Source organism: Mycobacterium asiaticum DSM 44297 (assembly GCF_000613245.1).
In the GTDB taxonomy this organism is placed as follows: Bacteria; Actinomycetota; Actinomycetes; order Mycobacteriales; family Mycobacteriaceae; genus Mycobacterium; species Mycobacterium asiaticum.
The window spans coordinates 387,458-412,246 of sequence record NZ_HG964938.1 but is presented as its reverse complement, the minus strand read 5'-3'; the positions used below and the strand labels follow the sequence as shown (position 1 = coordinate 412,246).

Below are 24,789 nucleotides of genomic sequence, written 5' to 3'. Positions count from 1 at the left end.
GCGAGGGCTATGCCGAACTGATGGTCGCGCAGTACCGCGATCTGGACACCCCCATCCTGGCGCACTGGGCCGGCGAAGGTGCCGTGATCGACCAGGCCCGCAGGCTCGGATACGCCTCGACCCTGCTGGGTCGGCGACGCTACCTTCCGGGCCTGGGCAGCAATGATCCCCGGATGCGTGCGGCCGCCGAGCGCGCCGCCGTCGCGATGGCGATCCGGGGCAGCGCGGATGACATCGTCAAGGTCGCGATGATCAATGTGGACCAGGCGATCAAGGCGGTCGGCCTGAGATCGCGGCTGGTGCTGCAGCTGTCCGGCCGGCTGGTGTTCGAGGTTGTCGCCGACGAGCGTGATGACTTGGCCGGCTATGTCCGCGACAGCATGTGCGGCGCCTACCCGCTGGACGAGCCGCTCGAGGTATCGATCGGCTGCGGCCCCATCTTGGCCGCGGCTATGTCTCACATCCGCGAATAACGGCTCAGCGCAAAGCTGTACAGCCCGTAAGCCGCAAACCCGAAAGACGCCAAAGCCAGCAACACCATCCCGATGCGGGTCCCGGCAAGGGTTTTCACGGCAGCATCCAGTCCCGCCGCCTTGGCGGGATCGACGTCGACGGACGCCTTGACGACCAGCACCCCCGCGATGCCCAACACCAGCCCCTCGACGACATAACCGCAGCCGCCGAGCACCGCCACCACCTTGGGTCGATCGGTCAGGTCGGTCAGGAATCTCTTCGATGCCCCTTTGTACGCGTGATAGCCACCGACCACGACCACCGCCACACCGCCGACGATCAGGGCCGCGCGGCCCGGTGCCGACTGCATCAGCCGGGCGCTGAGGCCGGCGGTCTGCTGACCGCTCGGCTGGCGGTCACCGAGAGCGAAACGCACCGCGGTCAGACCCACACCGCAGTAGACCACCATCAATCCCAACGCCTTCAAGCGATTTCCCGTGCTCGCATCCTGCGGGTCGCCGTCGACACCCTCGGCCGGATGCAAGCCGATCAACGCCTCGGCGAGTCGCCACAGCGTCAACGGGATCAACGCCACGGCGAGACCCCACAACGCCGCCTCGCCGCCGCCGCCGGCCGCCACTGTCGCCAGGGCGCCGGACGGATCGGCGTTGGCCGAACTCCCGCAAGCGATGCGGGCGATCAGATACGCGATCAGCAGATGGATGACACCGCTGACGATGAATCCCGTTCTGGCAGCGAACCGTACGCCGTCGTGACGAGTCGCGTCGTGCAGAAGCTTCCACCGCATGACGTCACTCGTCCGCGTCGTCACCTCCACCGTCGGCGGCCGACGACGGATCCGCGGTGAACTCTTTGGAGCTGTCCTTGCCTCCCTCACCCTCTGCGGCCTGCGGTGGTTGCTCGGCGCCCTCCGGGGGTGGCTGTTCGGCAGTCGTCACGATTTCTCCCTTCCAGGGGGTGCGTGTCCCTCTCTGCTACCCGGATCGCGTTCCGGGGAAACCGGCCCGCGGGCACGGCGTCCGTCCGAGGTGGCCGCTGTGTTTCAATAGCCCATCGACAGCTGGCGGCAGGCTCTTTCCACGATGCGGTTACCGAAGGTGCCCGCAGTGGCCCCGGCCGCCGATGTGCCGTCGGGCCAGGTGCTTGAATTGCCCGGGCGGGGGAACACCTACGTCTACGACTCCGGGCCATGCGACGGCCCCACCTACGTCCTGCTGCATTCGCTGGCCTGCACCGGGTTGATGACCTGGTACCCCGCGCTGGACGCCATCCAGCAGTTCGGGCGCGTGGTCATCTTCGACCAGCGCTGCCACGGCCAAGGCATTTCACCGCCGCGAATGCTGTTGGAGGATTGCGCCGACGACGTCGTCGCAGTGGCCGACGTCCTGGGTATCGACAGCTTCGTGCCGGTGGGCTACTCGATGGGGTCGCTGGTCGCGCAGCTGGTCTGGCGGCGGCACCGCGAACGGGTGGACGGGCTGGTGTTGTGTGCCGCCGCTGCGGCGGTGAGCCGGGCCCAGTACGAGCGGGTGGCCACCGGGTTGTTCGCGGCTCTCATCGAGTCACTCACCCCCGCACCCCGCCGCTGTCAGCCCGCCGGTGCGGTGACGCAAGGCTTCCTGCCCGACCACCAATGGGTGCTCGGGCAGTTCCGTAGCACCTCTGCGGGCGGCATCACCCGCGCGATTGCCGAAGTGGTCCGGTTCGACTCGACCTCGTGGGTCGGCGACATCGATGTGCCGACCGCGGTGGTAGTCACGATGAAGGATCGCGCGTTCGGTGTGGCCCGGCAGAAGTGGCTGGCGGACCGGATTCCGGACGCGGTCATGGTGCCGATCGAGGCGGGCCACGCGGGGTGCACTTTTGCGCCCGCCGCGTTCGTCCCGGGGGTCGTGCAGGCGATCGAATCGGTACACCGTCGGCTTCCCACGTGCCAGCATGGAGGGCGGGCGGTTCCCTAGCACGGGCACGGCTGAGAGGAGCGGTGGTGAAGCGACTCAGTGGTTGGGATGTGCTCATGCTGGCCAGCGAGACGCCCAACGTGCACCAGCACACCCTCAAGGTGGCGGTAGTCGACACCTCCGGCTTCGGAGGTGGGGCGTCCTTCGAGGCGTTTCGTGACGTGTTTCGCGACCGGTTACCGGTGCTCGAGCCGATGCGCTACCAGATGGTGGCCACTCCGTGGCGGGTGCATCGCCCGATCTGGCGCGAGAACGCCGAACTTGACCTCGACTACCACCTGCAGCACGTGCGGGTCCCGCCGCCCGGCGGGCGGCGCCAACTCGACGTCCTGATCGGCGAGATCGCCAGCACGCCGCTGGACCGTAATCGCCCCCTGTGGCAGTTCTATTACGCGGAGGGGTTGAGCGACCAACGCGTCGCGGTGATCGGCAAGGTGCATCACGTGCTGGCGGACGGCGTCGCTTCGGCGAATCTGATGGCGCGCACGGTGGACTGGACCGGGTCCGAATCCGAACTGCCGCAGGCTGCTTCAGGCTCCCCAGCGCCGACGACCCGAGAGGTGCTGCGGTTCGTGGCAGCTGACCATGCCGCGCGGCTCGCCACGTTGCCGTCGGCCGTTCGGGACGGAGTCGTCGGCGCTTACCGCTTGCAGCGCCGCGCCCGGCACCGGCTGCGGCACCCTGAACTAGCCGGCCGGTTCGACCCGGCGCCCACCTTCCTCAACCACAAGCTGTCGCCGGGAAGAACTTTCGCCAGCGCCTCGTTGCCGCTGGCCGACGTCAAAGAGCTCAGCAAGAGACTCGAAGTAACCATCAACGATCTGGTGCTTACCGTCGCGGCGGGTGCCCTGCGGCGGCTGTTGCGCGATCACGGTGAGGCCGCCGACCGGCCGCTCATCGCCTCGATCCCCACCGCCACCGATACGTCGCCCGACCGGATCACCGGCAATGCACTGGCCACCATGCTGGTTTCGCTGCCGGTGCAGATTGCCGACCCGGTAGCGCGCCTGGGCCTGATCCGGACGTCGACGCGCATCGCCAAAGAGGATCACCAACTGCTTGGCCCCACGCTGGTGGGGCGGTGGCTGGAATTCGTGCCGCCCACCATCACCCGCGCGACGTTTGCGTGGATGTCGCGGCGTGAGGCACCCAACCAGTTGTTCAACCTGATCGTGTCGAACGTGCCGGGCCCGCGGGAACGCGGTCGCATCGCCGGTGCTGAGATCAGCGAGTTCTATTCGGTGGGCCCGCTGGCCGCGGGTGCCGCGCTGAACATCACCGTCTGGAGCTACGTCGACCAGCTGAGCGTCTCGGTGCTCTCCGACGACGCCACCCTGACCGACACCCACGAGGTGACCGACGCTTTCGTCGACGCCTTCGCCGAACTGCGTCAGTCGGCGGGATTCCCGGGCGCCGCCGACATCGTCCCGGCGCCGACCGGCTGAGCAGGTGCCACGGCCGCGGGACTGGGTACTCCCCGGCCATGTTCGAGCGTGCCTCGCTGATGCACGGCGTCATCCCGGCGGCGGTACAGTGCCTGGCCGCCGCGGCGTTGGTGTATGCCATCGGATGGCGCGGGCGGCGCTGGCGCACGCGGCGGGTACCGCTGGCCTTTGCTGCGGCCGCGGGCACGGGCGGGCTGGCGTACTGGTATTACGGCACGCTCGGGTTGGCCAGTGAGCCGGCACCGTGGCAGATGTGGCTATGGGTGACGCTGGTCGGGCTAGCCGTCGCGCTGGCCATCCTCGGCTGGCGGGACGCCAACTGGTGGCGGCGCAACGTACTCGTATTCGCCGCGTCGTTCTGCCTGCTCAGCACTGGGTTGACCATCAATGGCTGGCTGGGTTATTTCGCGACCGTGCACAGTGCCTGGAGCCAACTGGCCAGCCGGCCCCTGCCGGGCCAGCTAGACCAGGAGACCATGCGAGCGATGCAACGGCTGGGCGTGGCACCGCCGAACGGAGCATTGGTGCCGGTGCACACCAGCACCAGAGTGTCGGGTTTCGCCCACCGCACCGAATGGGTCTACCTGCCGCCGGCGTGGTTCACCAGCACGCCGCCACCCGCGCTGCCGGCAGTACTGATGATCGGTGGCGAGTTCAACACCCCGGCCGACTGGGTTCGCGCCGGCGATGCCGTCACGGTGCTCGACAGCTATGCCGCCGCACATGGCGGAAACGCACCCGTAGCAGTATTCGCCGACGCCACAGGCGGATTCACTTCCGACACCGAGTGCGTCAACGGGCCGCGCGGCAACGCCGCCGACCATCTGACCGCTGAAGTGATCCCGGAGGTCACCGATCAATTCGGGCTCGGCACGCAGACCAAATGGGGCGTCGCCGGCTTCTCCTCGGGCGGCACATGCGCGGTCGATCTGGCCGTTATGCACCCTGGAACGTTCAGTGGGTTCATCGACATCGGCGGCGATATCGGGCCGAACGCGGGCACTCGCGAACAGACGATCGAGCGGCTGTTCGGCGGCAACGCCTTCGCCTACAGGTGGTTCGATCCGGCCACCGTCATCACCCGCCACGGCCACTACGCTGACCTGTCCGGGTTGTTCGCGGTTCCTGGCGCGTCCGCAGACCTCAAGGCGGTCGGCCAGGACGCCGCCGAGGCACTGTGCGCACTCGGTACCGCAAACGGCATCTCCTGCAAGGTCGTGGCCCTGCCCGGCAAGCACGACTGGCCCTCGGCCGCCACGGCCTTCGCCCTCACGCTGCCCTGGCTCGCAGAGCGGTTAGGCACTCCGGACGGGACAACGGCGGCGGTGCCCTAGTTTGTACTGTGCTTGCGGGTGCGGCCCGTTGGGTATCCGCCCGCGAGTACCGATTACAAGGGGGCGCCGGGTGCCGATGAAGGTGGGTTGTCCGAAACGCATGGAGTTCGGACCGTGCGGCGGAGTACGACCCGACGGGCAATGCGAAATGCAGGCCGGCGCATGCGTATTCGACGACGTGGTGCCGTGGGCAGGCCCCGCGCCGGCACGGCGACCCGCCAGGTGGCAGAACTCCGGTCCGTTCGTGCTCACCGACTTCAGCTGCGCGCCCTTCGACCGCGGTGACGTCGCGGCCACCGCCGTCATCCTCGCGCCCGCCTGCGATGCCGTGCTGGTGGGTGAGCATCAGAACAAACCAGACTTTCCGCCGACGCTGATGGGATCGCTGTTGCTCGACGCGGGCGTGGTGCCATGGATCACGTTGTCCTGCCGCGACCGCAATCGGGTGGTGCTCGAACAGGAACTGCGCGGGTTGCGCAGCATCGGGGTGGACACCGTGCTCTGCGTGACCGGCGACGGACGCGGTTACGACGTACGGCCGGACGTGACGCAGACCTTCGATCTGGACGGGCCGCGGTTGGTGTCGCTGGCCGCATCCGTCGGGGTGACACCGGCGGTGCCCGAAACACCGACGGCGCCGCCGGTGCATGCCCGCCCCGCCCGCCTGGTGGAGAAGCAACGCGCCGGAGCGGATGTGGCGGTGCTCAATCACGTCCCGTATCCCCGGATGATCGCCGAATTCATGACGGCGGCGCGGTCGGCGGGCCTGTCGATCCCGGTGATCGCCGCCGTGGCCGTTTTCACCGACAGTGTGTCCGCGGCCGTGCTGCAGGGACTGCCGGGTCTTGAATTGGATCAGGCGGTGACCGAGCAGGTCTTGACCGCAACGGATCCGGTGGCGGCGGGGATCGCGGCCGCCGTCGCCGAAGCCCGCGAGCTGATTTCAATTGAAGGTGTTGCGGGCGTTAACGTTTCCGGGCTCGCTTCGGCGTCCGGAGCGCACATCGGTGCGGAGATCAAGGCCGAGGTCGGCCGCAGGATCAGGGAGGAGGCGCAATGACCGACGCTATGCAGGCTGAGTTCGACACGGTGGCCGAATGGACCGCCCGGGTGGCGGCCGATTTGGGTCCGGACTATCACATCCCCGCCGGTTGCCGGGGTAGCGGCAGCCCGGCGGCGCTGGATTGGCTCATCGAGCACATGGAACTCCAACCGGGCGCGGCCTTCTTGGACTCCGGGGCCGGCGTCGGCGGCCCGGCCGCCTATGCCGCGCAGGCGCGCGAGGTGCTCCCGGTGCTCCTGGAGCCGGAGACGGGTGCTTGTCGCGCCGCGAAGCGATTGTTCGGTTATCCGGTGGTTTGCGCATCGGGATCCCAAGCGCCTCTTGCTGATTCGGCCTTCGACGCCGCGTGGTCATTGGGAGTGTTGTGCACGACGCCGGATCAACGCCAGTTGCTGGAGGAGCTTCGCCGCACCGTGCGGCGCGGCGGCTACATCGGCCTGCTCGCGTTCGTCGCCCACGACGACATCCCAGCGGATCAGCTTGAGAGCAACCACTTTCCCAGCCCGGACGGACTGGCCGACCTGGTCGGCCAATCCTCGCTGCGGATCGAGGAATGGCTGCGAACCGCTGAGCTGCCGGCGATACCCGAAACGTGGAATGAACGGGTCGACGCCGTCACTCAGGCGCTCTCCGAACGCTACGGCCACACCGAGGCGTGGCAGCTCGCCGAGCGGCAGAGCGGGCGAATAGGGCGGCTGCTCGAAGAAGAGGTGTTGACGGGCGAGTTGCTGGTGCTGCGGCACGAGTGACGCTCAGCGCTAAGTGTCGAGCGCACCGGCGGCCACCGCAGCCGCATTGACCTTGGTCAGCACATCGCGCAAGTGCTCCAGCTCGGCAAGGTCAACGCCGAGCCGCTCGACGACCGCTTCGGGAACCTTCAACGCCTGCCGGCGCAGATTGCGGCCCTGCGGTGTCAACTCGACATGGGTGGTTCGCTCGTCGGCGGCGCTGCGGGTCTTTGTGATCAGGCCCTGGGCCTGCAACCGTTTCAGCATTGGTGACAGGGTAGCCGAGTCGATCTGCAGGAGTCCGGCAATTTCCTTGACGGACAACGCTTTTCCACCGGCTTTGGCGTTGTCCCACAGCGCCAGCATGACCAGATACTGGGGGTGGGTCAGCCCGAGCGGTTCCAGCAGTGGCCGGTAGACGGCAAGTACCGCGCGATTGGTTGCGGCCAACGCGAAGCACACCTGATGTTCCAGTGCCAGCGGGTCTACCGCAGCGGTTCGGGTGCCCATGTCGCCTTCGTAACCGTCGGGATGATGATCAGAACGGGCTACTGTTCGCCTGCCATTCGGCCGACTCGGGGCGCGGCCCGTAGCGGCGCGCGTAGTCCTCGTGAATGTGAGCCTGCTTCTGGCGCTTGATCACGTCGACAAGGTTGGGGTCGAGGCCGTGCTGGGCCAGGCGGTGCCGGCGCCACACCTTGTTCAGAGCCATCGCGATCAACAACGACCAGATGTAGATCGGCGCTGTCATCTCCAGGTGCACGTACAACGACGCCGGCAACAGCCAGAACGGGGCCAGTATCAACAGCGGGGGTATCCCGATGCGGATCATGTGCCGGCGGATGGCGCCCTCGCCGGCCAGGTCGTTGGCGACCCACTCCCGCATCGAGTCGGGCAGGCGACGTCCGTACGAATAGGCGATGTTCTGCCAGATGTTCGGGCGATCCGCAGCCACGGTGCACTCCTAGAGTTCGGGATTCGATTTCCATCGTACCCAACTAGTTAGTGCACTAACTATGTGGGATCCGTCACCTCGGGCAGCAGGACTTGTCAGTGGGTCCTGCGAGGATGGGGTTATGTCTTCGATCGCGTCGGCGTCGGCGCCGGTGCGGGTGCGGCCTATGGATCGGTTGGAGGTGTTGTTCGAGGAGTTGGCGGAGTTGGCCGGGCAGCGTAATGCCATTGATGGGCGGCTGGTGGAGATCGCCGCCGAGCTTGAGCGTGACGAGTTGTGGGGCATGACCGGGGCGCGGTCGTTGGAGATGGTGATGGGCTGGAAGATGGCCCTGTCGTCGTCGAACGCGAAAGCGGTCGCGGCGATCGCGCGCCGGGTCGAGGAGTTCTCGCGGTGTGTGGCGGGGTTGCGGGAGGGCCGGCTATCGCTGGATCAGGTCGGGGTGATCGCCGCCCGCGCCGGTGAAGGTTCGGATGCGCATTACGCGCAACTGGCGGCGGTGGCCACGGTCAACCAGCTGCGTACCGCGGTCAACCTCGAACCCCGACCCACCCCAAACCCGGTCCCGAACCCCCGAGCGGCCGATCATCACCAAGACTTCCGATGAGGCGGGCAGCTGCTACCGGATCAAGCTTGACCCGCATGATGCGGCGACGTTTGATGCCGCGCTGGCCTCGCACCGCGACGGGTTGATCGCGCAGTGGAAACGCGACCACCCCGACGGCAACACCGCGGGTGACGACGAGGCGCGGGCGCCGTTGCCGGGCAACGGGGAAGCATTCCTGGCGCTGATCGAGGCCGGCTGGGACGCCGATGTGGCCCGCCGCCCGCACGGCGCGCACACCACCGTCGTGGTCCACCTGGATGTGGACAAGCCCGCCGCCGCGCTGCATCTGGGTCCGGTGCTGACCGAGGCCGAACGCCAGTACCTCAGCTGTGATGCCACCTACGAGGTGTGGTTCGAACGCGACGGTGTCCCCATCGGCTCCGGGCGCAGCACCCGCGAGATCAACCGCCGCCTGCGCCGCGCCCTCGAGCACCGCCACCGCAGCTGTGCGGTGCCCGGCTGCGGGGCCACCCGCGGCCTGCACGCCCACCACCTCCAACACTGGGAACACGGCGGCCCCACCGAACTACACAACCTGATCCTGGTCTGCCCCTATCACCACCGCGCCCACCACCGCGGCCTGATCACCATCACCGGACCCGCCGACCAACTCCTGGTCACCGACAGCGAGGGCCAACCCCTGACCTCGGCATCACTGGCACGCCCACCCACCCAACCCCCACCGGAGGTCCCACCCTGCCCCGGCCCCCTCGGCGAACGCGCCGACTGGTGGTGGTACGACCCCTACGAACCCAAACCACCAACCAACAACTAACCCGGTGATCGGGCCGGGTCACCAACTGACGTGCGCTGACATCAAACATGTTGGGGCATAGTGGAGTTCGCCGATTCCGATGGGTCTAGTCCCAACGAAAGGCCACCGACGGGTCACCCGCGTAAGCGATCGAGACCTCGCCGTTCGACCACGAAACCAGCCCCTCCACCGGGCTGCCGCGCCCCATCTGACGAAATCGTCACGATTAGGAGTGCGTTGCGAGGGTAGAGGGAGCCCCATGCGAGCAATGGTTTACCGCGGTCCGTACAAGGTGCGGGTCGAGCAAAAGGACATCCCGCCGATCGAACATCCCAACGATGCGATCGTGCGGGTCACCATGGCCGCGATCTGCGGATCGGATCTACACCTGTATCACGGCATGATGCCCGACACCCGGGTCGGAATGACCTTCGGGCATGAGTTCATCGGCGTGGTCGAAGAGGTCGGACCGTCGGTGCAGAACCTGCAACGGGGTGACCGGGTGATGGTGCCGTTCAATGTCTATTGCGGCTCTTGCTATTTCTGTGTGAGGGGCCTCTACTCCAACTGCCACAATGTCAATCCCAACGCCACCGCGGTGGGCGGCATCTACGGCTACTCGCACACCTGCGGTGGGTATGACGGTGGCCAGGCGGAGTTCGTGCGTGTCCCATTCGCCGATGTCGGGCCGGCGAAGATTCCGGACTGGATGGACGAAGAGGATGCGCTGCTGTGCACCGATGCCTTGGCGACGGGATACTTCGGCGCCCAGTTGGGTGACATCGGCGAGGGGGACACCGTCGCCGTCTTCGGTGCCGGGCCGGTGGGTTTGTACGCGGCCAGGTCTGCCTGGCTGATGGGCGCGGGACGTGTGATCGTGATCGACCATCTGGAATACCGGCTGGAGAAGGCCAGGACGTTCGCTCTCGCCGAGACCATCAACTTCGCCGAGTGCGACGACGTGGTCGTGAAGATGAAAAAGGAAACCGACTATCTCGGCGCGGATGTCGCGATCGATGCGGTCGGTGCGGAGGCCGACGGCAACTTCTTGCAGCACGTCACCGCGGCCAAGTTCAAGCTGCAGGGCGGCTCGCCGATCGCGGTCAACTGGGCAATCGACTCCGTTCGCAAGGGCGGAACAGTGTCCATCATGGGGGCGTACGGCCCGATGTTCAGCGCCGTGAAGCTCGGGGATGCCCTGAACAAGGGCCTCACCCTGCGGATGAACCAGTGCCCGGTCAAGCGCCAATGGCCACGGTTGTTCTCCCACATCGAGAATGGCTATCTGAAGCCGAAAGATATTGTCACGCACCGTATCCCACTGGAACATATCGGCGAGGCATACCACATTTTCTCCGCCAAGCTGGATAACTGCATCAAGCCGGTCATCCTGCCCACCGCAAGTTGACGACAGGACATCCCATGGCCTACCTACCGAATCTGCCGGAAACTCACGATTCCGACGCGCTGCGGGCCCGAATCCCGGGCTGGGGCGCCGATCTCGACCCTCGCGACCGACCCTCGTATCCGAAACTCGAGGTGAACCCACCGCCTGCGACTGGCGCCCACTGGGAGTTTCCCGAGCGGCAGCCCGAGAAGTGGCCCCGCGAGCGGTCGATCGAGCACGGAATGCTCACCCCGGTGTTCGGAACGTCGACACCTCCCCGGGGACTCTCCGGCGCCATCCGCAAGTTCTCGTACCGCAAATACAGCGAGGCGCGAGCGGCACATTGGCTCTTGCTCATCGCCGCCGACCGCGTCGATGCCTTCGAAAGTCACCTCGCCTCCCTGTTGAGTTTGCATCCGGACAACCCCATCACCGAGACCGGGATCCGGAGCGAGTTCACTCACAACGGCTTGTCGGCCAGGCGCGCTTCCAAGCGAGTCGACAATGCCCACACCTGGATCGACCCGATCCTCGTCGGTGCGCCCTGGGCGGTACCTGTGATCGCCGGTGCGCTGGCGGTCAGGGCCGTCCGGCGGTCCCGGAATCCAGCCTGAGTCAACGTGATTGGCGTGCGATGACGGTCATCGGATTGCAGACACGCCGGGCCGTGACGCCGGGGGGTGCCGGCGGCCGGAGCCTGGCGAGTTATCTGCTGATGCCTCGCCCCCGAGACCTGGTCAAGGGCTGGCTATTCGTCGCGACGTGTGGGCTGGGCATGCTGGGCGTGGCCCAGGTGAATTGGCACTCACTGGCGCGCGCGCTGATTGTCCTGGCTGCGGTCGAACTCCTCGTTTACCCCGCCCGCTACCAATGGAACGACGCGCGCGGGTTCGTCGCCGACCAGAGGCACCCGTCGTCGCACGGTCGAGGCCGGCTGCCGGGTCCGATGAGCAAGGCGCGCTCACACGTGGCCGCCAGCTGTGCCGTTGCCGCGGCGAAGCTCGCGATCACCGGTTTGCTGGTGCTGCTGCTGCCCGCTCTACACCTCGCCGGCCTCCTGGCTTTCGCCGTTGTCGGGGTATTCGGAGTTGCCGTCGTCTACGAGATCCTGCGGTCCACCACCACCGGCCGGGACAGCGTGGTTCCCCCGCCCGTGCGCCCGGGCATCGTCTCGCTGTGGGTGGTGGTGGGCGCTGGATATGTGGTGCGCGGCATGTTGGGCCTGGGTTCGGCCGTCGACCTGGGCCGGCACCCGATGCTGGCGGTGGCGTCCGCGGTCGCCTTGTGGTGTTACGGCACCGCCTTCGTCACGGCCCGATGGGCGATTGAGGCTACGGCGTTCGGAACCGTTCGCAACGGCGAGGTGACCTGGACGGCGCACGCCGATCAGGCTCGTGAACACCTACTTGCGCTGGTGCGGTGGTTGCCGTCTGGAACCAACCAGCGGCTCAACGACATTCGAGACTGGGCCGCACTGAACGGACGCACGCCGATCACCGCACCGTGGAATATCGCGATCGTCGGCGCCGGAGCGGGGGCCGCCCTGTCCGGTCGACTGCTGTGCGGCGATGCCCCGGCTCAACACCTCACGGTCGCTGCGGCGGTGGGCGGATTGGCGGCCGCCGTGGTGGTGTGGGCGGCGGGACGGCGCCCGATCGTCCTGGTCACGACGGCCCTATTGGTACTGGCTGCGCTCACGCTGCTACAGGTACCGCGACCGGCCGTGCTCGTCTTGCCCTGGTTCCTGGCGATGAGCGCATACGTGTTCTCCACCACCCGCACGATGCGCAAGCTGGACCGCGACGATGCCCAGCCGAATGTGTTTGCTCGCTGGATCGGGCGGGCGGCAGCCGCGGCGGGCCGGGTGGTATTGGGCGCGTCCACCTGGCGGGCGATGCAAACGCAGCAGACGTCATCGGGAGAACGGCAGACGTGGACGACGTCACGGCCCAGCACCTGATGCCGGTTGCGCAGCGTGCCGCACAGGCCGGTGCGCGAATTGCGTTGCACTGGCGCGAAAACGCCGAGCAGTTGCAGGTCGAGCAGAAGACCGGCCCCCGCGATTTGGTCAGTCGAGCCGACCGGGAAGCCGAGGAGGCCATCGTGGCGGTGCTGACCGAGATGCGCCCCGCCGACGGCATCTTGGCCGAGGAAGGCGGCGCCGTCGCCGGCACCAGCGGCGTGGTGTGGGCGGTGGATCCGATCGACGGCACCACCAACTACCTGTACGGGCGGGCGGACTGGGCGGTCAGCGTCGCTGCGATGCGCCAAGACGACGGGTGCGTCCTGGCCGGGGCCGTAGCCGAACCGGCGCTGAACCTGCTCACAGCCGCCCACCGTGGCGGCGGGACCTGGCAGCAAGGGCGCCGAATGACCGTTGGCGCGCCCGACGCGCTTGATCACGCGCTGATCGAGGTGAACTTCGGTCGGGACAGCCAACGCGACCGGGCCGGGCAAATGGTCGACGCCCTGGTCAAACCGTCCCGCGATGTTCGCCGCGGCGGCAGCGCGGCCAGTGCTCTCGCGCAGGTGGCGTCCGGCCGCGCCGACGCGGCATGGATACCCGGCTTACAGCCGTGGGATGGGGCGGCGGGGGTTCTGCTCGTGTCCGAGGCCGGCGGCACGGTGGGCGACCTATCCGGACCCACATCGGGTTGCTGGCCGGCCAGCGGCGATGTTCTTGCGTGCGGGCCGAAACTGTGGGCAACGCTACAGTCGATTCTCGCCCCGATTTACCGCTGACTCGTTTGAACCAACCTCACCCGGGTAGACGGTGGACGTCTTGGGCGTCTAGCAGCTGCGCTTCCGCTGGTTCTCTGCATATTTGGGGGAAGCAAATGTCTAGTGTTGTCCGCCTGAGGTCCAATGTCGGCGTGCCGCTCAGTAACGCCACGCTGCAATTGCATTGCCGCACAGTAAGGGTGCCGAACTACGACAGGTCCGCATTGAGGCCTTCAGTGGTGCACATCGGAGTGGGTGGCTTTCACCGAGCGCACCAGGCCGCCTATTTTGATGACCTTGCGTCCCTGGGCGTTTCACGCCAGTGCGGGATCGTCGGCGTCAGCCTACGCCACCGGCGCACCAAAGATATCCTCTCCGAACAGGACTCGTTGTACACACTGGTGCAGCGCAGCGGTCAAGAAGACACGGCACGAGTCATCGGGTCATTGCAGGGCTGCCTGTATGCGGGGGAGGACCCGGCCGCCGTTGTGACGGCGCTGACCGACGACCGGACGCGGATCGTCAGCCTGACCATCACCGGCAACGGCTACTACCTCGACCCGAACAGCGGTCAGTTTGACACTGAAGCCGACGACGTTCGCGCGGACCTTCGGTCTCGGACCGACTTCACCACTGCCTGGGCGTATCTGGCGGCAGCCCTTGATCGACGCCGGCGCGCCGGCAAGCCGCCCTTCACGGTGCTGTCCTGCGACAACCTGCCGGACAGCGGCAAAGCGACTCGTACCGCACTGGTTTCGTTCGCCGCCGCACGGGACGAGTCGCTGGCGCGGTGGATCGACCGGCATGTCTCGTTTCCGTCCAGCATGGTCGACCGCATCACCCCGCAGACCGGACCGGCCGAGCGAGAGTTGGTGGAGCGCAGCTTCGGCATCGCCGATCGGCTGCCGGTCGTTGCCGAACAGTTCGGCCAGTGGGTCATCGAAGATACGTTTTGCAACGGTCGACCGGCACTGGAAGAAGCCGGCGTGGAGTTCGTCACCGATGTCTCGGGCCACAAACTCGTCAAGACACGACTGCTGAACGGAACACATTCCGCGTTAGGGTATTTGGGAACGTTGGCCGGTTACGAGCGCATGCACGAGGCGATGGATGATCCTGTCATCTACTCTTACGCAGAACAATTGATGCGATCCGAAATCGCGCCCTTGCTGCCCGCTGTGCCGGGACTGGACATACAGGCCTACTGCACAACGGTACTCGAGCGATTCTGCAACCCACGCATCAGCGATCAACTGTCTCGGCTGGCGGCGCGCGGCTCGGCGAAGATTCCGTCGTACCTGCTGCCGTCTTTGCATGAGGCAATCCGTTCTGGCCGACCGCATACGCTGCTGACGCTCGCGGTGGCCGGCTGGTTCCGGTACCTGCGGGGCTATGACCTCAGCGGCGCCAAGATCCACGTCCAGGATCCGCAGGCCCGATTGTTGACCACCCTGGCCACCATGGGTAAGAGCAACCCCGGCCCCTTGCTACGACTTGAGCCGTTCGATGATCTGCGAATGGTCCCCCATTTTCCGCAGCAGCTGGGCGAACTGCTACAGAGTATCGACGCACGCGGAGTGACCGCCGCGATGCGGCGTCATCTGTGGAGCGATACTCGGGAGTTGATGCGGCGGTGACACGTCTGCAGGTAGTTCGCCGATTCGATCCAGCACCGATCACCACGGTGCTTTGTGACGCAGACGGTAACCTGTTCCCTTCCGAGGCGCCCGCGTTCGACGCGTCGGCCGAAATCACCAATCGCTTCCTGGTCAGATTTGGTGTGCCGGAGCGCTATACGGCCGAACAACTCCGAAAGAGCACCACGGGCAAGAACTTCCGCACCACGGCTGTCGATCTCGCCGTACTGGGCGGCGTGCCGATCGATCCCGCGCTGGCCGCGGGCCGCCCGTACGCCCGAATCGCCACCGCCGATGATGTTGCCGCCGGGCGTGCATTGTGTGCTGCGGAACTCGAGGAATGGGTCCACGAGGAGCGTCGGCACGTCACCGCGCATCTGGGTGCCACGCTGCGCCCGGACAGTCGCGTGCAGCACGCCATGCGCGCACTGGCTGCGCGATACGCACTGGCGGCGGTGAGTTCCAGTGCAGCGGCTCGCCTCGACGCGTGCTTTGCGGCCACCGGACTCGATGCGTTCATTCCGTCCGCGTTGCGTTTCAGTGCGGAGGACTCACTTCCGGTTCCGACGAGCAAGCCGGACCCGGCGGTGTATCTGTTCACCGCTGAAGTGCTGAGTATCGACCCCGCCGAGGGATTGGCGGTCGAGGATTCGGTTCCGGGCGTGCGCTCGGCGGTTGCTGCGGGTTTCGTCACCGTTGGCAATCTGATGTATGTGCCGAATGCCGAGCGTGCGGTGCGGAGCAAGGAGTTGGTTGAGGCGGGCGCCAGCGCCGTCACCGATTCCTGGTCGGCGCTGACGATGTACCTGCTTTCGCTGCAGACATCGACGCAGCTGTTTCCGAGCCGGCTCAACGGGTAGCCACTTTCTCCGAAGGAGGACGACATGTCTGCTGCCGACGAGTTGCCGTTGCCGGATTACGACCAGCTGCCCCTTGGCGATCTGCGCCACCGGATCCGCTTACTGCAGGAGTCGCAATTGCACGAGTTGATCTCGCACGAGCATGCGCACGGCCAACGGACGCCGGTGCTGCAGGCGCTGCAGGCGCGCTTGGACGAGTTGCAGGCCGGCGCCAAACCTTCGGGCGGCGACCCCCAAAACACACCGGAGGTGCACGGCACCTCGCACGGCTCGACCGTGCAGGAAGCGACCGCCGCGCAGGCCAACACACCCCTGCGGCACGGGGTTGCCGGTCAGACTCCGGCCCGCGGCGAGCCCTAGCACCGCCTATGGTCGAGCGGTGACCATCGCATACGACGACGCGCTGCGTGACCAGATCCGCACGCGGCTGGGCAATCACCAGCGGCGGACGGTGACCGACCCGACAAAGCGGCACGCGGCGGTTGCGGTGGTGCTGGTCGACTCCGAGGTCGGCGAAGACCGCATCGACCCGGCGCCAGTCGACGAATGGATCGGCGGTCGGCCGATGCCGGAGGAGGGCCTGGACGGTCATATGGTCGACGTGGCCGGCGGTGCCGCTTTTCTCTTGTGCCGCAGAGCAACCCGCATGACAGCACACGCCGCGCAATGGGCGTTGCCCGGCGGCCGCCTGGACCCGGGTGAGAGCGTGATCGACGCGGCGTTGCGGGAACTGGACGAGGAGGTCGGGATCGGATTGCCGCAGTCCGCGGTACTGGGATTGCTCGACGACTATCCGACCCGGTCGGGATATGTCATTACACCGGTGGTGATCTGGGGTGGCGGCCGGCTAGATCCGCGGCCGGCGCCCGAGGAGGTGATGGCGGTCTACCGGGTGGGGCTGCATCAGCTGCAGCGACCCGATTCGCCGCGATACATCAGTATCCCGGAAAGCCCACGCCCGGTTGTCCAGATTCCGCTGGGAAACGACCTGATCCATGCGCCGACCGGTGCGGTGTTGTTGCAGCTGCGCTGGCTGGGATTGGAAGGCAAGGACGATCCGGTCGACGAACTCGAGCAACCGCCGTTCGCCTGGAAATAGGTGTCAATCCTGGTCGTCGCGGTCGGATCTGTTGCGGGAGGCGAATTTGGCGTAGCCGACCAGCCCGATGAAGAAGACCACCATCGCCACCAGGAGAATCAGCACCATATTCGTGGTCCCAGTGCCACCCATGCGCCAAGGCTACGCGTGGGGTGGGGCAGAGAGGATCCCTGTGCGCGCTGCAAGCTCGATGTGCTGTAGAAAAACGGGGTGCACGGCGATTCTGACGGTGGCGTCACGGCGGACTCGCCGCCCTACTTCCTGCGTGCAGAGAACGGCTTCGTGCCGACCGCGATTGCGCGGGGTGGTTGGGGGCCGTCGCTGAGCGGCCACGTGGTTGGTGGCCTGTTGGGTTGGGCGGTCGAGCGTGCGGTCGACGACCCGCAGTTTGCGCCCGCGCGCCTGACCGTCGACTTGCCGCGCCCCACCGCCTTGCAGCCCGTCGAGGTCCACACCCGCGTGCTTCAAGACCGGCGGCGGCTGCGCCTCGTCGAGGCCGCCGTCGTTCAGGAGGGGAACACCGTGGCGCAGGCCAGTGCACTCTTCCTGCGGCGCGGTGCCCAGCCCGACGGGCAGATCTGGTCGCAGCCGGTGCAGATGCCGCCGCTGCCGGAACTGCAGGACGTGCCAACCTTATTCATCCGCACCTACGGGTGGGGCGCGGAGCTGCAGAACCCGGATCCCGAGTGGGCGCAGACGTTCGGCCCGAAATACACCTGGCTGCAGGAAACACGCCCCCTGATCGACGACGAACCGATGACGGCTTTCACCCGCGCGGCCATGGCCGGCGACATCACGGCGTCGATCGCCAACTGGGGAACCCAGGGTCTGGAATTCATCAACGTCGACTACACGCTCACCTTGAGCCGGCTGCCCGACGGCCCCCACCTGGGGCTCGGCTCCCTCACCCACTACAGCGAAGACGGTGTCGCCACCGGTGCAGCGGTCCTGGTCGACCGCCGGGGGCCGATCGGCAACGGTGTGTCCGTTGCCATCGCGCAAACCGGGTTCAGGCCGTCGCAGGGCTCACGCGGTGCTGCCGGTGCGGGTGACGACGCAAGCGCACCGCGCGGCTGAGCGCAGCTGTGGTCGCCAGCGCCGCCAAGGCGGCGAAGATCAGCGCCGTCTCCGGACCGGGCCCGAGCACGGTCAACAGCAGCGGCAGGCCGAAGCCGACGTAGGTCACGGCATAGAAGATCCCAGTCAGGGTTCCGCGAAACTGTTGCGGCGCCGCGGCTTCCACATCGATCAGACCCTCGCGCAGGCATAGACCGGACGCGCATCCGAGCAGAACCACAAGCGCGAGGCCCAGCCCGAGTGGCATGCTCGACGGCGCGACAGCCAGTGCCGCGTATCCGAGTGCGGCGAGCAACGCCCCGACGGTGCCGGTTTGCGGGCCCCACCGGCGCGACCGGGCCACCAGCTGGATGACCCCGCTGGCGCCGTTGGTGATCAGCGCCGCGACCCCGGCCGCCAGGGGTGCGGCCAGACCCGTGTGCACCTTGGTGGGGATGGTGACGAAGGCGACCGACGCCGAGGCGAACACCCACGGAGCCAGCGGCATGGCCCAGCCCAACGCGAGGCGCCGGGAGTGACTCCCCGGCGCCTCGGATCCCGGTGCCGGCTCCGGCCGCACCGGCGCGGCCCGCTGTGACACGCCGACGGCGACGATCATCGCCACCGCGACCAGGCCGGCGGCGACGGCGAACGACAACCGCACGCCGGACTGCGCGATCGAGGCGATCGCGCCCGAAGCGAACGGCCCGACGGCGAAACCGGCCATCAACACCGCGCCGGCCAGGGCCGCCCCGGTGGAGCCGTGCAGATCCGAGGCCCACGATGTGCACGAGCTGACGGCAAGGCCCACGCCCAAACCGACGATCAGCCGCCCCACCATCAGCACGCCGGACTCCTGGGACGGCAGCATCGCCACCGTGCCCAGCAGGACTGTCAGCGAGCCCACCAGCGCTACCGAGGCGCGCCCGAAGATGTCGGATGCCCGCCCGCCGACGAGCAGGCCGGGCAGCAATCCGATCGCGTAGACACCGAAAATCACGTCGAGGGTGGCGGCGCTGAGGTGCTTGCCTGCACCGAGGGCCGGCATCAGCGCGGTGAAATGGCTGGCGGCCCAGCCCATCGCCAGCAGGGTCGCCAGCACACCAGCGAACAGAAGCCTGGTCGTCTCGCTCGAAGTTCTCAGCGTTGGGGTGCTCACCGGGGCACAGACAATGCCGGCCGGGCGCGTTATTCCGCGTTATTCCGAGACGAGAGCTTCCTCACTATCTCAGGAACGGGGTTTCGTGCTAGACACCAGTACGTGGCAGAACCGGCAGTCCTCGTCGAGCGCGACCAACACATCCTTACCATCACCATCAACCGCCCGGAGAAGCGAAATGCCTTCAACCCGGAGGTCTTGTGTCGGCTCGCCGATGCCTGGGACCTACTCGACGAAGATCCCGACCTGCGGGTAGCGATCATGACGGGGGCGGCGGGCAACTTCTCCGCCGGAGCGGATCTGGATCGGTTGGTGAGCGCACTGATCGCCGGTGAACCGCCGCAGAACGAGTACGAGGAACGGGTCAAAAGCGATTTCTCGTTGATCTACAAGGGGTTCCTGAAGGATCACTACGTCAAGAAGCCGATCATCGCCGCCGTAGAGGGCTACTGCTATGCCGGGGGGATGGAGATCCTGCAGGCCTTTGACATCCGGGTGGCCGCCGAGAACGCGCAACTTGCGATCAGCGAGGTGCAGCGCGGCCTGTTTCCGATGAGCGCATCGACGATCCGGTTGCCCCGCCAGATTCCCTACACCGTTGCGATGGAAATGTTGCTGGTGGGCACGCCAATTTCCGGACAGCGGGCCTACGAGGTCGGGCTGGTCGGGCACGTCACGCCCGCCGGTGGAGCACTGGCCAAGGCGCGGGAGATCGCCGCGCAGGTGGCGGCCAACGGCCCGCTGGCCGTGCGCAACATCAAAGCGTCGGTGCTGGAGAATCTGGAAAAGACCGAGGCCGAAGCCTTTCCGCGGGAACTCGAGCTCGGTATGGCCGTCATGGCGTCGGCCGACGCCAAGGAGGGTCCGCGGGCGTTCTTGGAGAAGCGGGCGCCGAACTTCACCGGCAAGTAGTCACTTCACCGGATCAGGGGCCCGACGGGCGGCGAGCAGACACGCCGCGGTCAGCAACTGCCAGAAGGTGATCGAGTACACGCTGCCGCGTTCCCACACCCCGTCGCCCAGTATCCGGAAATCGGTGTTCGAGGAATCGACCACCAGCAGGGCCAGCGACAACAGCCCCAGGGCCGCAACGACTTCGGAGGTGCGGCGGTACCAGCGGCAACCAATGCCGACCACTCCGGACCCGGCCACGATGGCGACGTTGCCGCCCACGATGGCCAGTGCGGCGCCGGCGACGTGCACCTTGCCGCTGTATACCGTTCCCACCACGATGTTCCCGGCGGCGTTGGCGGCGGCCATGGCCAGGAAGATGCCCGTCCGTCGACTGGCCTGGACGCCTGCGATCAGAACGGCGCCGAGCAGGAACGTGGTGCCGTACGAGCAGAACGCGGTATGCATGAGATGCGTCCTGGAGCCGGCGACCCCGAGATCACTGATGTAGTTGTCCGCATAGCTGTAATGCGGATAACCGGCGGCGGCGAGCCCCTCCAGGAGCAGGTACCCGACTGCCCCGAGGACCCAGATTGCCGCACCGCATTTCCGGCTCAAGCAGCCGGTTCCAGATGAATGTTCCTGGCGCCCCGGGCATTCCGCAGGCCCGAGCAGTTGACACAGCCGACGCACCCCACGCAGTCGGTGCACCGCACGCACGCGACACAACCCACGCACCGGGTGCAGGCGATGCAGGCCAGGCAGGCCACGCATTCCTGGACCAACACGCAGATCACGGTCAACAGACTGGCGATCACCCCGACGCTGCCCGCCGTCGCGGCCGATCCGGCCACCGCGACGCTGCCCGCCGTCGCGACGGATCCCGCCACCGCGACGCTGCCCGCGGTCGTCGCCGATCCGGCCACGGCGACGCTTCCCGCGACAGCGGCGGAGCCGGCAACGACGCGGCTTTCTATGACGCCTATCGAGCCCACCACGGTCTCGTCGTCGGCAACCGGATTCCGGGCCGAGTCCAACAGAAATCCCATGCGCCTCATCATGTCATCCCGCCGTGTCCAGCAGCGCCGTGACGTCGCCCGTCATACAATGTGTTTCACCATGGACCTTGAGCGCATCACCCATCCGCTCCGGCTGGCGCGCGGATCCCACCACCCGGGATCGGCCAAAGGGTGCGCCATGAACGTCATTTCGTACATCAACGGTGACGAGCGGATCACCGACTTTCCGGCAACCTCCGCGCGGCCGCTGGCCGCATTCGTCCAGCTTTGCAACGACCAGCTGGCCGGGCCGGACGGCTACCTCGCACCGGCCGACGCCGTGGTGGCCCTCGATTTGGGTTGGCTGACGGTGGGGACGGCCGACGTCGGCGCCGGTGTAGCACGCCGGTGGGTGTCCAAGCTACTGATCAGCCCCCCGTGGGGAGTCATCCGATACGCGGAAGATATTGCGGCCGAAGCCATCTCGACGATCGCCGAACTGCATCGCACCCTGGCCCCGGGCGAGTTGCCGGACATCGCGACCTGGGACCGGGCCGGCCGGGTCGCACGCGAGGTCAGTGCGGCGATGCCGCCGAGTGCGCAGAAGTACGCCGTGCGCGCCGCCTACCAGTCGACCTTGTTCGCCGACACCGACGACTGGGACGCGCTGGACGCCGTGACCGGCAACGCGCTGCGTGCCCATCGGCTGGCCAATCTCGACGACAACTCCGCTGTGATCGTGGCGGTGACGCGGCACGCCATCCGCTCGTGGCGCCGGCTGGCGGGGTTGTCCGTGGTAGGCCAGCAACGCCAGTTCGCAGCGGCCTAGCGGATGGCAAGCCCGGTCAGCGCACGCGAAATCACCAGGCGCTGAATCTCACTGGTGCCCTCGAAGATGGTGAAGATCTTCGCGTCCCGGTGCATCCGCTCCACGGGGTAGTCCCGGGTGTAGCCGTTACCGCCGAGAATCTGGATCGCCTCGTCGGTCACGTACACGGCGGTCTCGCTGGCCACCAGCTTGGCCATCGACCCCTCGGCGCTGTCGAAGTTCTGGTTGTTGATCGCCATCCAGCCGGCCCGCCACACCAGCAGCCGGGCCGCGTCGATCCGGCTCTTCATGTCCGCCAGCTTGAACGCGACAGCCTGGAACTCACCGATTTTGCGACCGAATTGCTCACGCTGGCAGGCATAGTCGAGCGCGTACTCGTAGGCAGCCCGGGCTACCCCCACGGCCATCGCGCCCACCGTCGGACGGGTGCGCTCGAAGGTCTTCATCGCCGCTTGGCCGCGGGTCGAGGCACCGGACTTGACCCGGGCGACCCGCGCCTCGAATTTGTCGCGGCCGCCGAGGATAGCGTCCTCGGGCAGCCGGACGTTGTCGAGCACAACCTCGGCGGTGTGCGAGGCACGGATGCCGTGCTTCTTGAATTTCTGGCCCTGCGCAAGGCCTTTGGTGTCCGGCCCGATCACGAAGCTGGCTTGGCCGCGGGTGCCGAGTTCCGGGTAGACCGAGGCGACGACGATGTGCACGTTGGCAATACCGCCGTTGGTGGCCCAGGTCTTGGTGCCGTTGAGCACCCATTCGCCGCTGGCCTCGTCATAGCGCGCCCTGGTGCGGATGCCGCCGACGTCCGACCCTGCGTCGGGCTCCGATGAGCAGAACGCGCCGAGCTTGGGTTCGTCGGCGGTGCCGAACATTTCGGGTAGCCACTGGCCAAGTTGCTCGGGAGTCCCATTCCCCGCCAACGCCGCCGCGGCCAGCCCGGTCCCCATGATCGACAGGGCGATGCCGGCGTCACCCCAGAACATCTCCTCGAACGCGGTGAGCATGCCCAGCCCGGTGGCCTCGGCGGCCTGCTGGGCAAAGAAGTCGGGGGAGTACAGGCCCACCTTCGCGGCCTCCTGGATCACCGGCCAGGGGGTTTCCTCACGCTCGTCCCACTCGGCGGCGGCCGGGCGGATGATGTCGGCGGCGAATTTGTGCACCCAATCGCGGACCTCGATCACGTCGTCACTGAGTTGCATGGAGAATGTCACTGTTGTGCTCCTGAAACATGTTGCTTGGTAGGGGTTTTGGGTGTTCGGTAGTGCGCGAGGACGCTGAGCGTTTGCTTAACCCACGCCTCGAAGTAGCGGTCTTCGTCGATATTTCCGGGTAGGCGGCCGGTGAGGGCGCGCAGCGTCGCGGCGTAGGACAGCGACCCGATCGCGGCGGCGGCGGCCGCCTCCGGGTCGGGGATATCGGTGCGGCCGGAGCGATTGGACGCGGCCAGCTCGTGGGCGAACCGCTGATAGGCGTTGTCGGTGATGACCTGCCACGTCTTCTCGTCGAGGTCACCGAGCTCGTCGGGCTCGCGCAGCATGACCTTGAGCAGGTCCTCGCTCTGCTTGAAGTTGCTCCAGATCAGTTGACCCGCCGTGCGCACCGCGTTCTCGACGCTGTCGGGCTCGCCGGCGTCGTACTGCTCACGCGCGGCGACGATGCTGGCGATCCGGTGCTCGACCGCGGCTTCCAGCAGCTCGCGCTTGGAGCCGAAGTGTTTGTACAGCGCGCCGGATCCCGGCGCTAGGCCGGAAGCGCGCTGGATGTCGGCCACCGAAGTCGCCGCGTAACCCTTGGCGGCGAACAGCTTGAGCGCCTCGGCCAGCAGCCGATCGCGCCCTCGACTCTGTTCGGCGACCATGGTGAGAGAGTACTCACTCACCACCATCCAGTGCAAAATTGGCGCAACCCCTCAGCCGGTGTCCAGCACGAAATCGGCGAGGAGGTCGCCCAGCACCGGCCCGAACTTCATCAGGTTGGCTCCAACGAATCCACTGACCCGGCCGCGACGGCGCAGCGTCCAGCCGTCGCCGCCGGCATCCAGCCAGGACGCACGGGCCGTCACACAATCCACCTGCCCTACCGGCGTCAACGTCGGGAACAGCCGGCGCACGGTCACCGGGTCCGCGACGTCCTGGCCGAAGGCCCAGCGGCCGGTGCTGCCGATCGGCAGCCCATAGCCCTCCGGCGCGGACAGGCAGGCGGCGCCGGTCGCATTGGCGCCCTCGTAGGTGAACCGGGTGTGCGGGCCGAACTCGATGTCGAGTGGACCGAACAAGGCGGGAGTCTGCACTCCGGCACAGATCAGCACCCGGTCGGCTCGAAACTGCGTTCCGTCCACAAGTGCGACCGAGCCGTCGTCGGCGACCGACAGGACGTCGGCACGCCGGATGTCCGCGCGCTGGGCCAGAGCGGTCAACGCGCGACGGATGCGCAAGCTGCCGCCGAGCGGATCGAAAATGCCGGTCTCCCACGGCACCTCCACAAAGGGAAGGTGTGCCGCGAGTTCGCCACGGTCGAGCCGGCGGAACTCGGCGCCGGCCTCGTGCATGGCGGCGGCGACAGCGTCGGCAGCACCGGCGGAAATGAAACCTTCGGAGCCCAGCAGCCGTCCGGCGCCGAACTCCGACTGCCAGCGCTGCCAGCCCGCGCGGGCGCGCAGCGCAAGCCGGCACAGCTCCGGGCGTTGATGCGCGACGCGGAAGATCCGCGCCAGCCCGACCGACTGTTCTGCGAACGGTTCACCGCGCTCGATCACCAGCGCGCGCTCGCCGCGCCGCGACAGTGCGTAGGCGGCCGCAAGCCCCGAGATCCCGGCGCCGACGATGACGATCATG

Annotated in this window: 28 protein-coding genes and 1 pseudogene; 18 read left to right on the top strand and 11 right to left on the bottom strand. The window is 67.2% G+C overall.

The features are described from left to right. Positions 1-20 precede the first annotated feature (20 nt). Positions 21-473, top strand: a complete 453-nt coding sequence (locus BN972_RS31390) for a DNA polymerase (RefSeq protein WP_080697140.1) — start codon at positions 21-23, stop codon at positions 471-473. Here BN972_RS31390 and BN972_RS20800 read toward each other — a convergent pair. Beyond that, the gene (locus BN972_RS20800; protein ID WP_036361999.1) at positions 458-1,261 is read right to left on the bottom strand and encodes a DUF1206 domain-containing protein; all 804 of its coding nucleotides are present in this window, start codon (positions 1,259-1,261) and stop codon (positions 458-460) included. The two genes, BN972_RS31390 and BN972_RS20800, sit on opposite strands and share 16 nt — an antisense overlap. A gap of 4 nt (positions 1,262-1,265) precedes the next feature. After that, on the bottom strand, positions 1,266-1,412 hold the full coding sequence (locus BN972_RS29635) for a hypothetical protein (protein WP_158086321.1): 147 nt from the start codon (positions 1,410-1,412) through the stop codon (positions 1,266-1,268). Between the two features lie 168 nt (positions 1,413-1,580). Between BN972_RS29635 and BN972_RS20795 the strand changes: the two genes are divergently transcribed. The 5 genes from BN972_RS20795 to BN972_RS20775 all read left to right on the top strand — a co-directional run bounded on the left by BN972_RS20795 (position 1,581) and on the right by BN972_RS20775 (position 7,026). Then, entirely contained in the window at positions 1,581-2,435 is an 855-nt protein-coding gene (locus tag BN972_RS20795) for an alpha/beta fold hydrolase (protein ID WP_235192537.1), read from the top strand. Positions 2,436-2,461: 26 nt separating this feature from the next. Then, positions 2,462-3,880: a WS/DGAT/MGAT family O-acyltransferase gene (locus tag BN972_RS20790; protein ID WP_051545701.1), complete on the top strand. Its 1,419-nt coding sequence runs from the start codon at positions 2,462-2,464 to the stop codon at positions 3,878-3,880. A gap of 38 nt (positions 3,881-3,918) precedes the next feature. After that, complete coding sequence (locus BN972_RS20785) at positions 3,919-5,214, top strand: alpha/beta hydrolase (protein ID WP_051545700.1); 1,296 nt, start codon at positions 3,919-3,921, stop codon at positions 5,212-5,214. Between the two features lie 100 nt (positions 5,215-5,314). Next, complete coding sequence (locus BN972_RS20780) at positions 5,315-6,274, top strand: methylenetetrahydrofolate reductase (RefSeq protein WP_390176226.1); 960 nt, start codon at positions 5,315-5,317, stop codon at positions 6,272-6,274. Then, a complete protein-coding gene (locus BN972_RS20775; RefSeq protein ID WP_036361991.1) occupies positions 6,271-7,026 on the top strand; it encodes a class I SAM-dependent methyltransferase in 756 nt (251 codons plus the stop codon). Before BN972_RS20780 ends, BN972_RS20775 begins: the two co-directional genes overlap by 4 nt. A 9-nt stretch (positions 7,027-7,035) precedes the next feature. Here BN972_RS20775 and BN972_RS20770 read toward each other — a convergent pair whose 3' ends face one another. Then, positions 7,036-7,515, bottom strand: coding sequence for a MarR family winged helix-turn-helix transcriptional regulator (locus tag BN972_RS20770; protein ID WP_036361988.1), 480 nt, complete (start codon positions 7,513-7,515; stop codon positions 7,036-7,038). A 28-nt stretch (positions 7,516-7,543) separates the two neighbouring features. Then, positions 7,544-7,960 (bottom strand): DUF5313 domain-containing protein, encoded by a 417-nt coding sequence (locus BN972_RS20765; RefSeq protein WP_036361984.1) that lies wholly within the window; start codon positions 7,958-7,960, stop codon positions 7,544-7,546. A gap of 121 nt (positions 7,961-8,081) precedes the next feature. Here BN972_RS20765 and BN972_RS20760 point away from each other — a divergent pair. The 9 genes and pseudogenes from BN972_RS20760 to BN972_RS20720 all read left to right on the top strand — a co-directional run bounded on the left by BN972_RS20760 (position 8,082) and on the right by BN972_RS20720 (position 17,025). Beyond that, positions 8,082-9,342: pseudogene (locus tag BN972_RS20760) on the top strand (HNH endonuclease signature motif containing protein). A 238-nt stretch (positions 9,343-9,580) separates the two neighbouring features. Next, positions 9,581-10,729 carry a zinc-dependent alcohol dehydrogenase gene (locus BN972_RS20755; protein ID WP_036361981.1) on the top strand — a complete coding sequence of 383 codons (1,149 nt, stop codon included), beginning with the start codon at positions 9,581-9,583 and terminating at the stop codon, positions 10,727-10,729. A 14-nt stretch (positions 10,730-10,743) separates the two neighbouring features. Beyond that, entirely contained in the window at positions 10,744-11,322 is a 579-nt protein-coding gene (locus BN972_RS20750) for a hypothetical protein (protein ID WP_036361979.1), read from the top strand. A gap of 20 nt (positions 11,323-11,342) precedes the next feature. Continuing rightward, complete coding sequence (locus BN972_RS20745; protein ID WP_036361976.1) at positions 11,343-12,668, top strand: hypothetical protein; 1,326 nt, start codon at positions 11,343-11,345, stop codon at positions 12,666-12,668. After that, positions 12,641-13,450 (top strand): inositol monophosphatase family protein, encoded by an 810-nt coding sequence (locus tag BN972_RS20740; RefSeq protein WP_051545699.1) that lies wholly within the window; start codon positions 12,641-12,643, stop codon positions 13,448-13,450. The genes BN972_RS20745 and BN972_RS20740 overlap by 28 nt, the downstream gene beginning before the upstream one ends. A 215-nt stretch (positions 13,451-13,665) precedes the next feature. Next, complete coding sequence (locus tag BN972_RS20735) at positions 13,666-15,066, top strand: mannitol dehydrogenase family protein (RefSeq protein WP_235192536.1); 1,401 nt, start codon at positions 13,666-13,668, stop codon at positions 15,064-15,066. Continuing rightward, the gene (locus tag BN972_RS20730; protein ID WP_036361970.1) at positions 15,063-15,926 is read left to right on the top strand and encodes an HAD-IA family hydrolase; all 864 of its coding nucleotides are present in this window, start codon (positions 15,063-15,065) and stop codon (positions 15,924-15,926) included. Before BN972_RS20735 ends, BN972_RS20730 begins: the two co-directional genes overlap by 4 nt. Before the next feature lie 24 nt (positions 15,927-15,950). Continuing rightward, positions 15,951-16,286: a hypothetical protein gene (locus BN972_RS20725; RefSeq protein WP_036361968.1), complete on the top strand. Its 336-nt coding sequence runs from the start codon at positions 15,951-15,953 to the stop codon at positions 16,284-16,286. A gap of 19 nt (positions 16,287-16,305) precedes the next feature. Beyond that, positions 16,306-17,025 (top strand): NUDIX hydrolase, encoded by a 720-nt coding sequence (locus BN972_RS20720; protein WP_036361965.1) that lies wholly within the window; start codon positions 16,306-16,308, stop codon positions 17,023-17,025. A gap of 3 nt (positions 17,026-17,028) precedes the next feature. Here BN972_RS20720 and BN972_RS30880 read toward each other — a convergent pair whose 3' ends face one another. Continuing rightward, the gene (locus BN972_RS30880) at positions 17,029-17,157 is read right to left on the bottom strand and encodes a hypothetical protein (RefSeq protein ID WP_261785923.1); all 129 of its coding nucleotides are present in this window, start codon (positions 17,155-17,157) and stop codon (positions 17,029-17,031) included. Between the two features lie 129 nt (positions 17,158-17,286). On the opposite strand from BN972_RS30880, the gene BN972_RS20715 reads away from it, so the two are divergent. Further along, positions 17,287-18,102 carry an acyl-CoA thioesterase domain-containing protein gene (locus BN972_RS20715; protein ID WP_051545762.1) on the top strand — a complete coding sequence of 272 codons (816 nt, stop codon included), beginning with the start codon at positions 17,287-17,289 and terminating at the stop codon, positions 18,100-18,102. On the opposite strand, the gene BN972_RS20710 is transcribed toward BN972_RS20715, so the two are convergent. Beyond that, positions 18,035-19,240, bottom strand: coding sequence for an MFS transporter (locus BN972_RS20710; RefSeq protein WP_036361961.1), 1,206 nt, complete (start codon positions 19,238-19,240; stop codon positions 18,035-18,037). The genes BN972_RS20715 and BN972_RS20710 overlap by 68 nt on opposite strands. A gap of 102 nt (positions 19,241-19,342) precedes the next feature. On the opposite strand from BN972_RS20710, the gene BN972_RS20705 reads away from it, so the two are divergent. Further along, positions 19,343-20,152: a crotonase/enoyl-CoA hydratase family protein gene (locus BN972_RS20705; RefSeq protein ID WP_036361958.1), complete on the top strand. Its 810-nt coding sequence runs from the start codon at positions 19,343-19,345 to the stop codon at positions 20,150-20,152. Here BN972_RS20705 and BN972_RS20700 read toward each other — a convergent pair whose 3' ends face one another. Both BN972_RS20700 and BN972_RS28435 read right to left on the bottom strand, forming a co-directional pair. Next, complete coding sequence (locus BN972_RS20700) at positions 20,153-20,749, bottom strand: DUF998 domain-containing protein (RefSeq protein WP_036361954.1); 597 nt, start codon at positions 20,747-20,749, stop codon at positions 20,153-20,155. Then, entirely contained in the window at positions 20,746-21,180 is a 435-nt protein-coding gene (locus BN972_RS28435; RefSeq protein ID WP_080697041.1) for a hypothetical protein, read from the bottom strand. The genes BN972_RS20700 and BN972_RS28435 overlap by 4 nt, the downstream gene beginning before the upstream one ends. Positions 21,181-21,328: 148 nt before the next feature. Here BN972_RS28435 and BN972_RS20690 point away from each other — a divergent pair, with 148 nt between their 5' ends. Beyond that, positions 21,329-21,958, top strand: coding sequence for a hypothetical protein (locus tag BN972_RS20690; RefSeq protein ID WP_200869752.1), 630 nt, complete (start codon positions 21,329-21,331; stop codon positions 21,956-21,958). Here BN972_RS20690 and BN972_RS20685 read toward each other — a convergent pair. From BN972_RS20685 to BN972_RS20675, 3 genes are read right to left on the bottom strand one after another with little or no spacing between them, the layout of a single operon-like run. Further along, positions 21,955-23,166, bottom strand: a complete 1,212-nt coding sequence (locus BN972_RS20685) for an acyl-CoA dehydrogenase family protein (protein WP_036361951.1) — start codon at positions 23,164-23,166, stop codon at positions 21,955-21,957. The genes BN972_RS20690 and BN972_RS20685 overlap by 4 nt on opposite strands. Further along, positions 23,163-23,813, bottom strand: coding sequence for a TetR/AcrR family transcriptional regulator (locus BN972_RS20680; RefSeq protein WP_036363553.1), 651 nt, complete (start codon positions 23,811-23,813; stop codon positions 23,163-23,165). Before BN972_RS20680 ends, BN972_RS20685 begins: the two co-directional genes overlap by 4 nt. Positions 23,814-23,864: 51 nt before the next feature. Further along, positions 23,865-24,788, bottom strand: a complete 924-nt coding sequence (locus BN972_RS20675; RefSeq protein WP_036361948.1) for an NAD(P)/FAD-dependent oxidoreductase — start codon at positions 24,786-24,788, stop codon at positions 23,865-23,867. Between the last annotated feature and the right edge of the window lies 1 nt (position 24,789).

Excerpts from the sequence above, each read along its gene's own strand:
- BN972_RS20800 (WP_036361999.1), bottom strand. The coding sequence starts at position 1,261 with ATGCGGTGGAAGCTTCTGCACGACGCGACTCGTCACGACGGCGTACGG.
- BN972_RS20745 (WP_036361976.1), top strand. The coding sequence starts at position 11,343 with ATGACGGTCATCGGATTGCAGACACGCCGGGCCGTGACGCCGGGGGGT.
- BN972_RS20785 (WP_051545700.1), top strand. The coding sequence starts at position 3,919 with ATGTTCGAGCGTGCCTCGCTGATGCACGGCGTCATCCCGGCGGCGGTA.
- BN972_RS28435 (WP_080697041.1), bottom strand. The coding sequence starts at position 21,180 with ATGGGATTTCTGTTGGACTCGGCCCGGAATCCGGTTGCCGACGACGAG.
- BN972_RS20690 (WP_200869752.1), top strand. The coding sequence starts at position 21,329 with ATGAACGTCATTTCGTACATCAACGGTGACGAGCGGATCACCGACTTT.
- BN972_RS20770 (WP_036361988.1), bottom strand. The coding sequence starts at position 7,515 with ATGGGCACCCGAACCGCTGCGGTAGACCCGCTGGCACTGGAACATCAG.
- BN972_RS20675 (WP_036361948.1), bottom strand. The coding sequence starts at position 24,788 with ATGATCGTCATCGTCGGCGCCGGGATCTCGGGGCTTGCGGCCGCCTAC.
- BN972_RS30880 (WP_261785923.1), bottom strand. The coding sequence starts at position 17,157 with ATGGGTGGCACTGGGACCACGAATATGGTGCTGATTCTCCTGGTGGCG.
- BN972_RS20780 (WP_390176226.1), top strand. The coding sequence starts at position 5,315 with ATGGAGTTCGGACCGTGCGGCGGAGTACGACCCGACGGGCAATGCGAA.
- BN972_RS20725 (WP_036361968.1), top strand. The coding sequence starts at position 15,951 with ATGTCTGCTGCCGACGAGTTGCCGTTGCCGGATTACGACCAGCTGCCC.
- BN972_RS20755 (WP_036361981.1), top strand. The coding sequence starts at position 9,581 with ATGCGAGCAATGGTTTACCGCGGTCCGTACAAGGTGCGGGTCGAGCAA.
- BN972_RS31390 (WP_080697140.1), top strand. The coding sequence starts at position 21 with ATGGTCGCGCAGTACCGCGATCTGGACACCCCCATCCTGGCGCACTGG.
- BN972_RS20750 (WP_036361979.1), top strand. The coding sequence starts at position 10,744 with ATGGCCTACCTACCGAATCTGCCGGAAACTCACGATTCCGACGCGCTG.
- BN972_RS20775 (WP_036361991.1), top strand. The coding sequence starts at position 6,271 with ATGACCGACGCTATGCAGGCTGAGTTCGACACGGTGGCCGAATGGACC.
- BN972_RS20680 (WP_036363553.1), bottom strand. The coding sequence starts at position 23,813 with ATGGTCGCCGAACAGAGTCGAGGGCGCGATCGGCTGCTGGCCGAGGCG.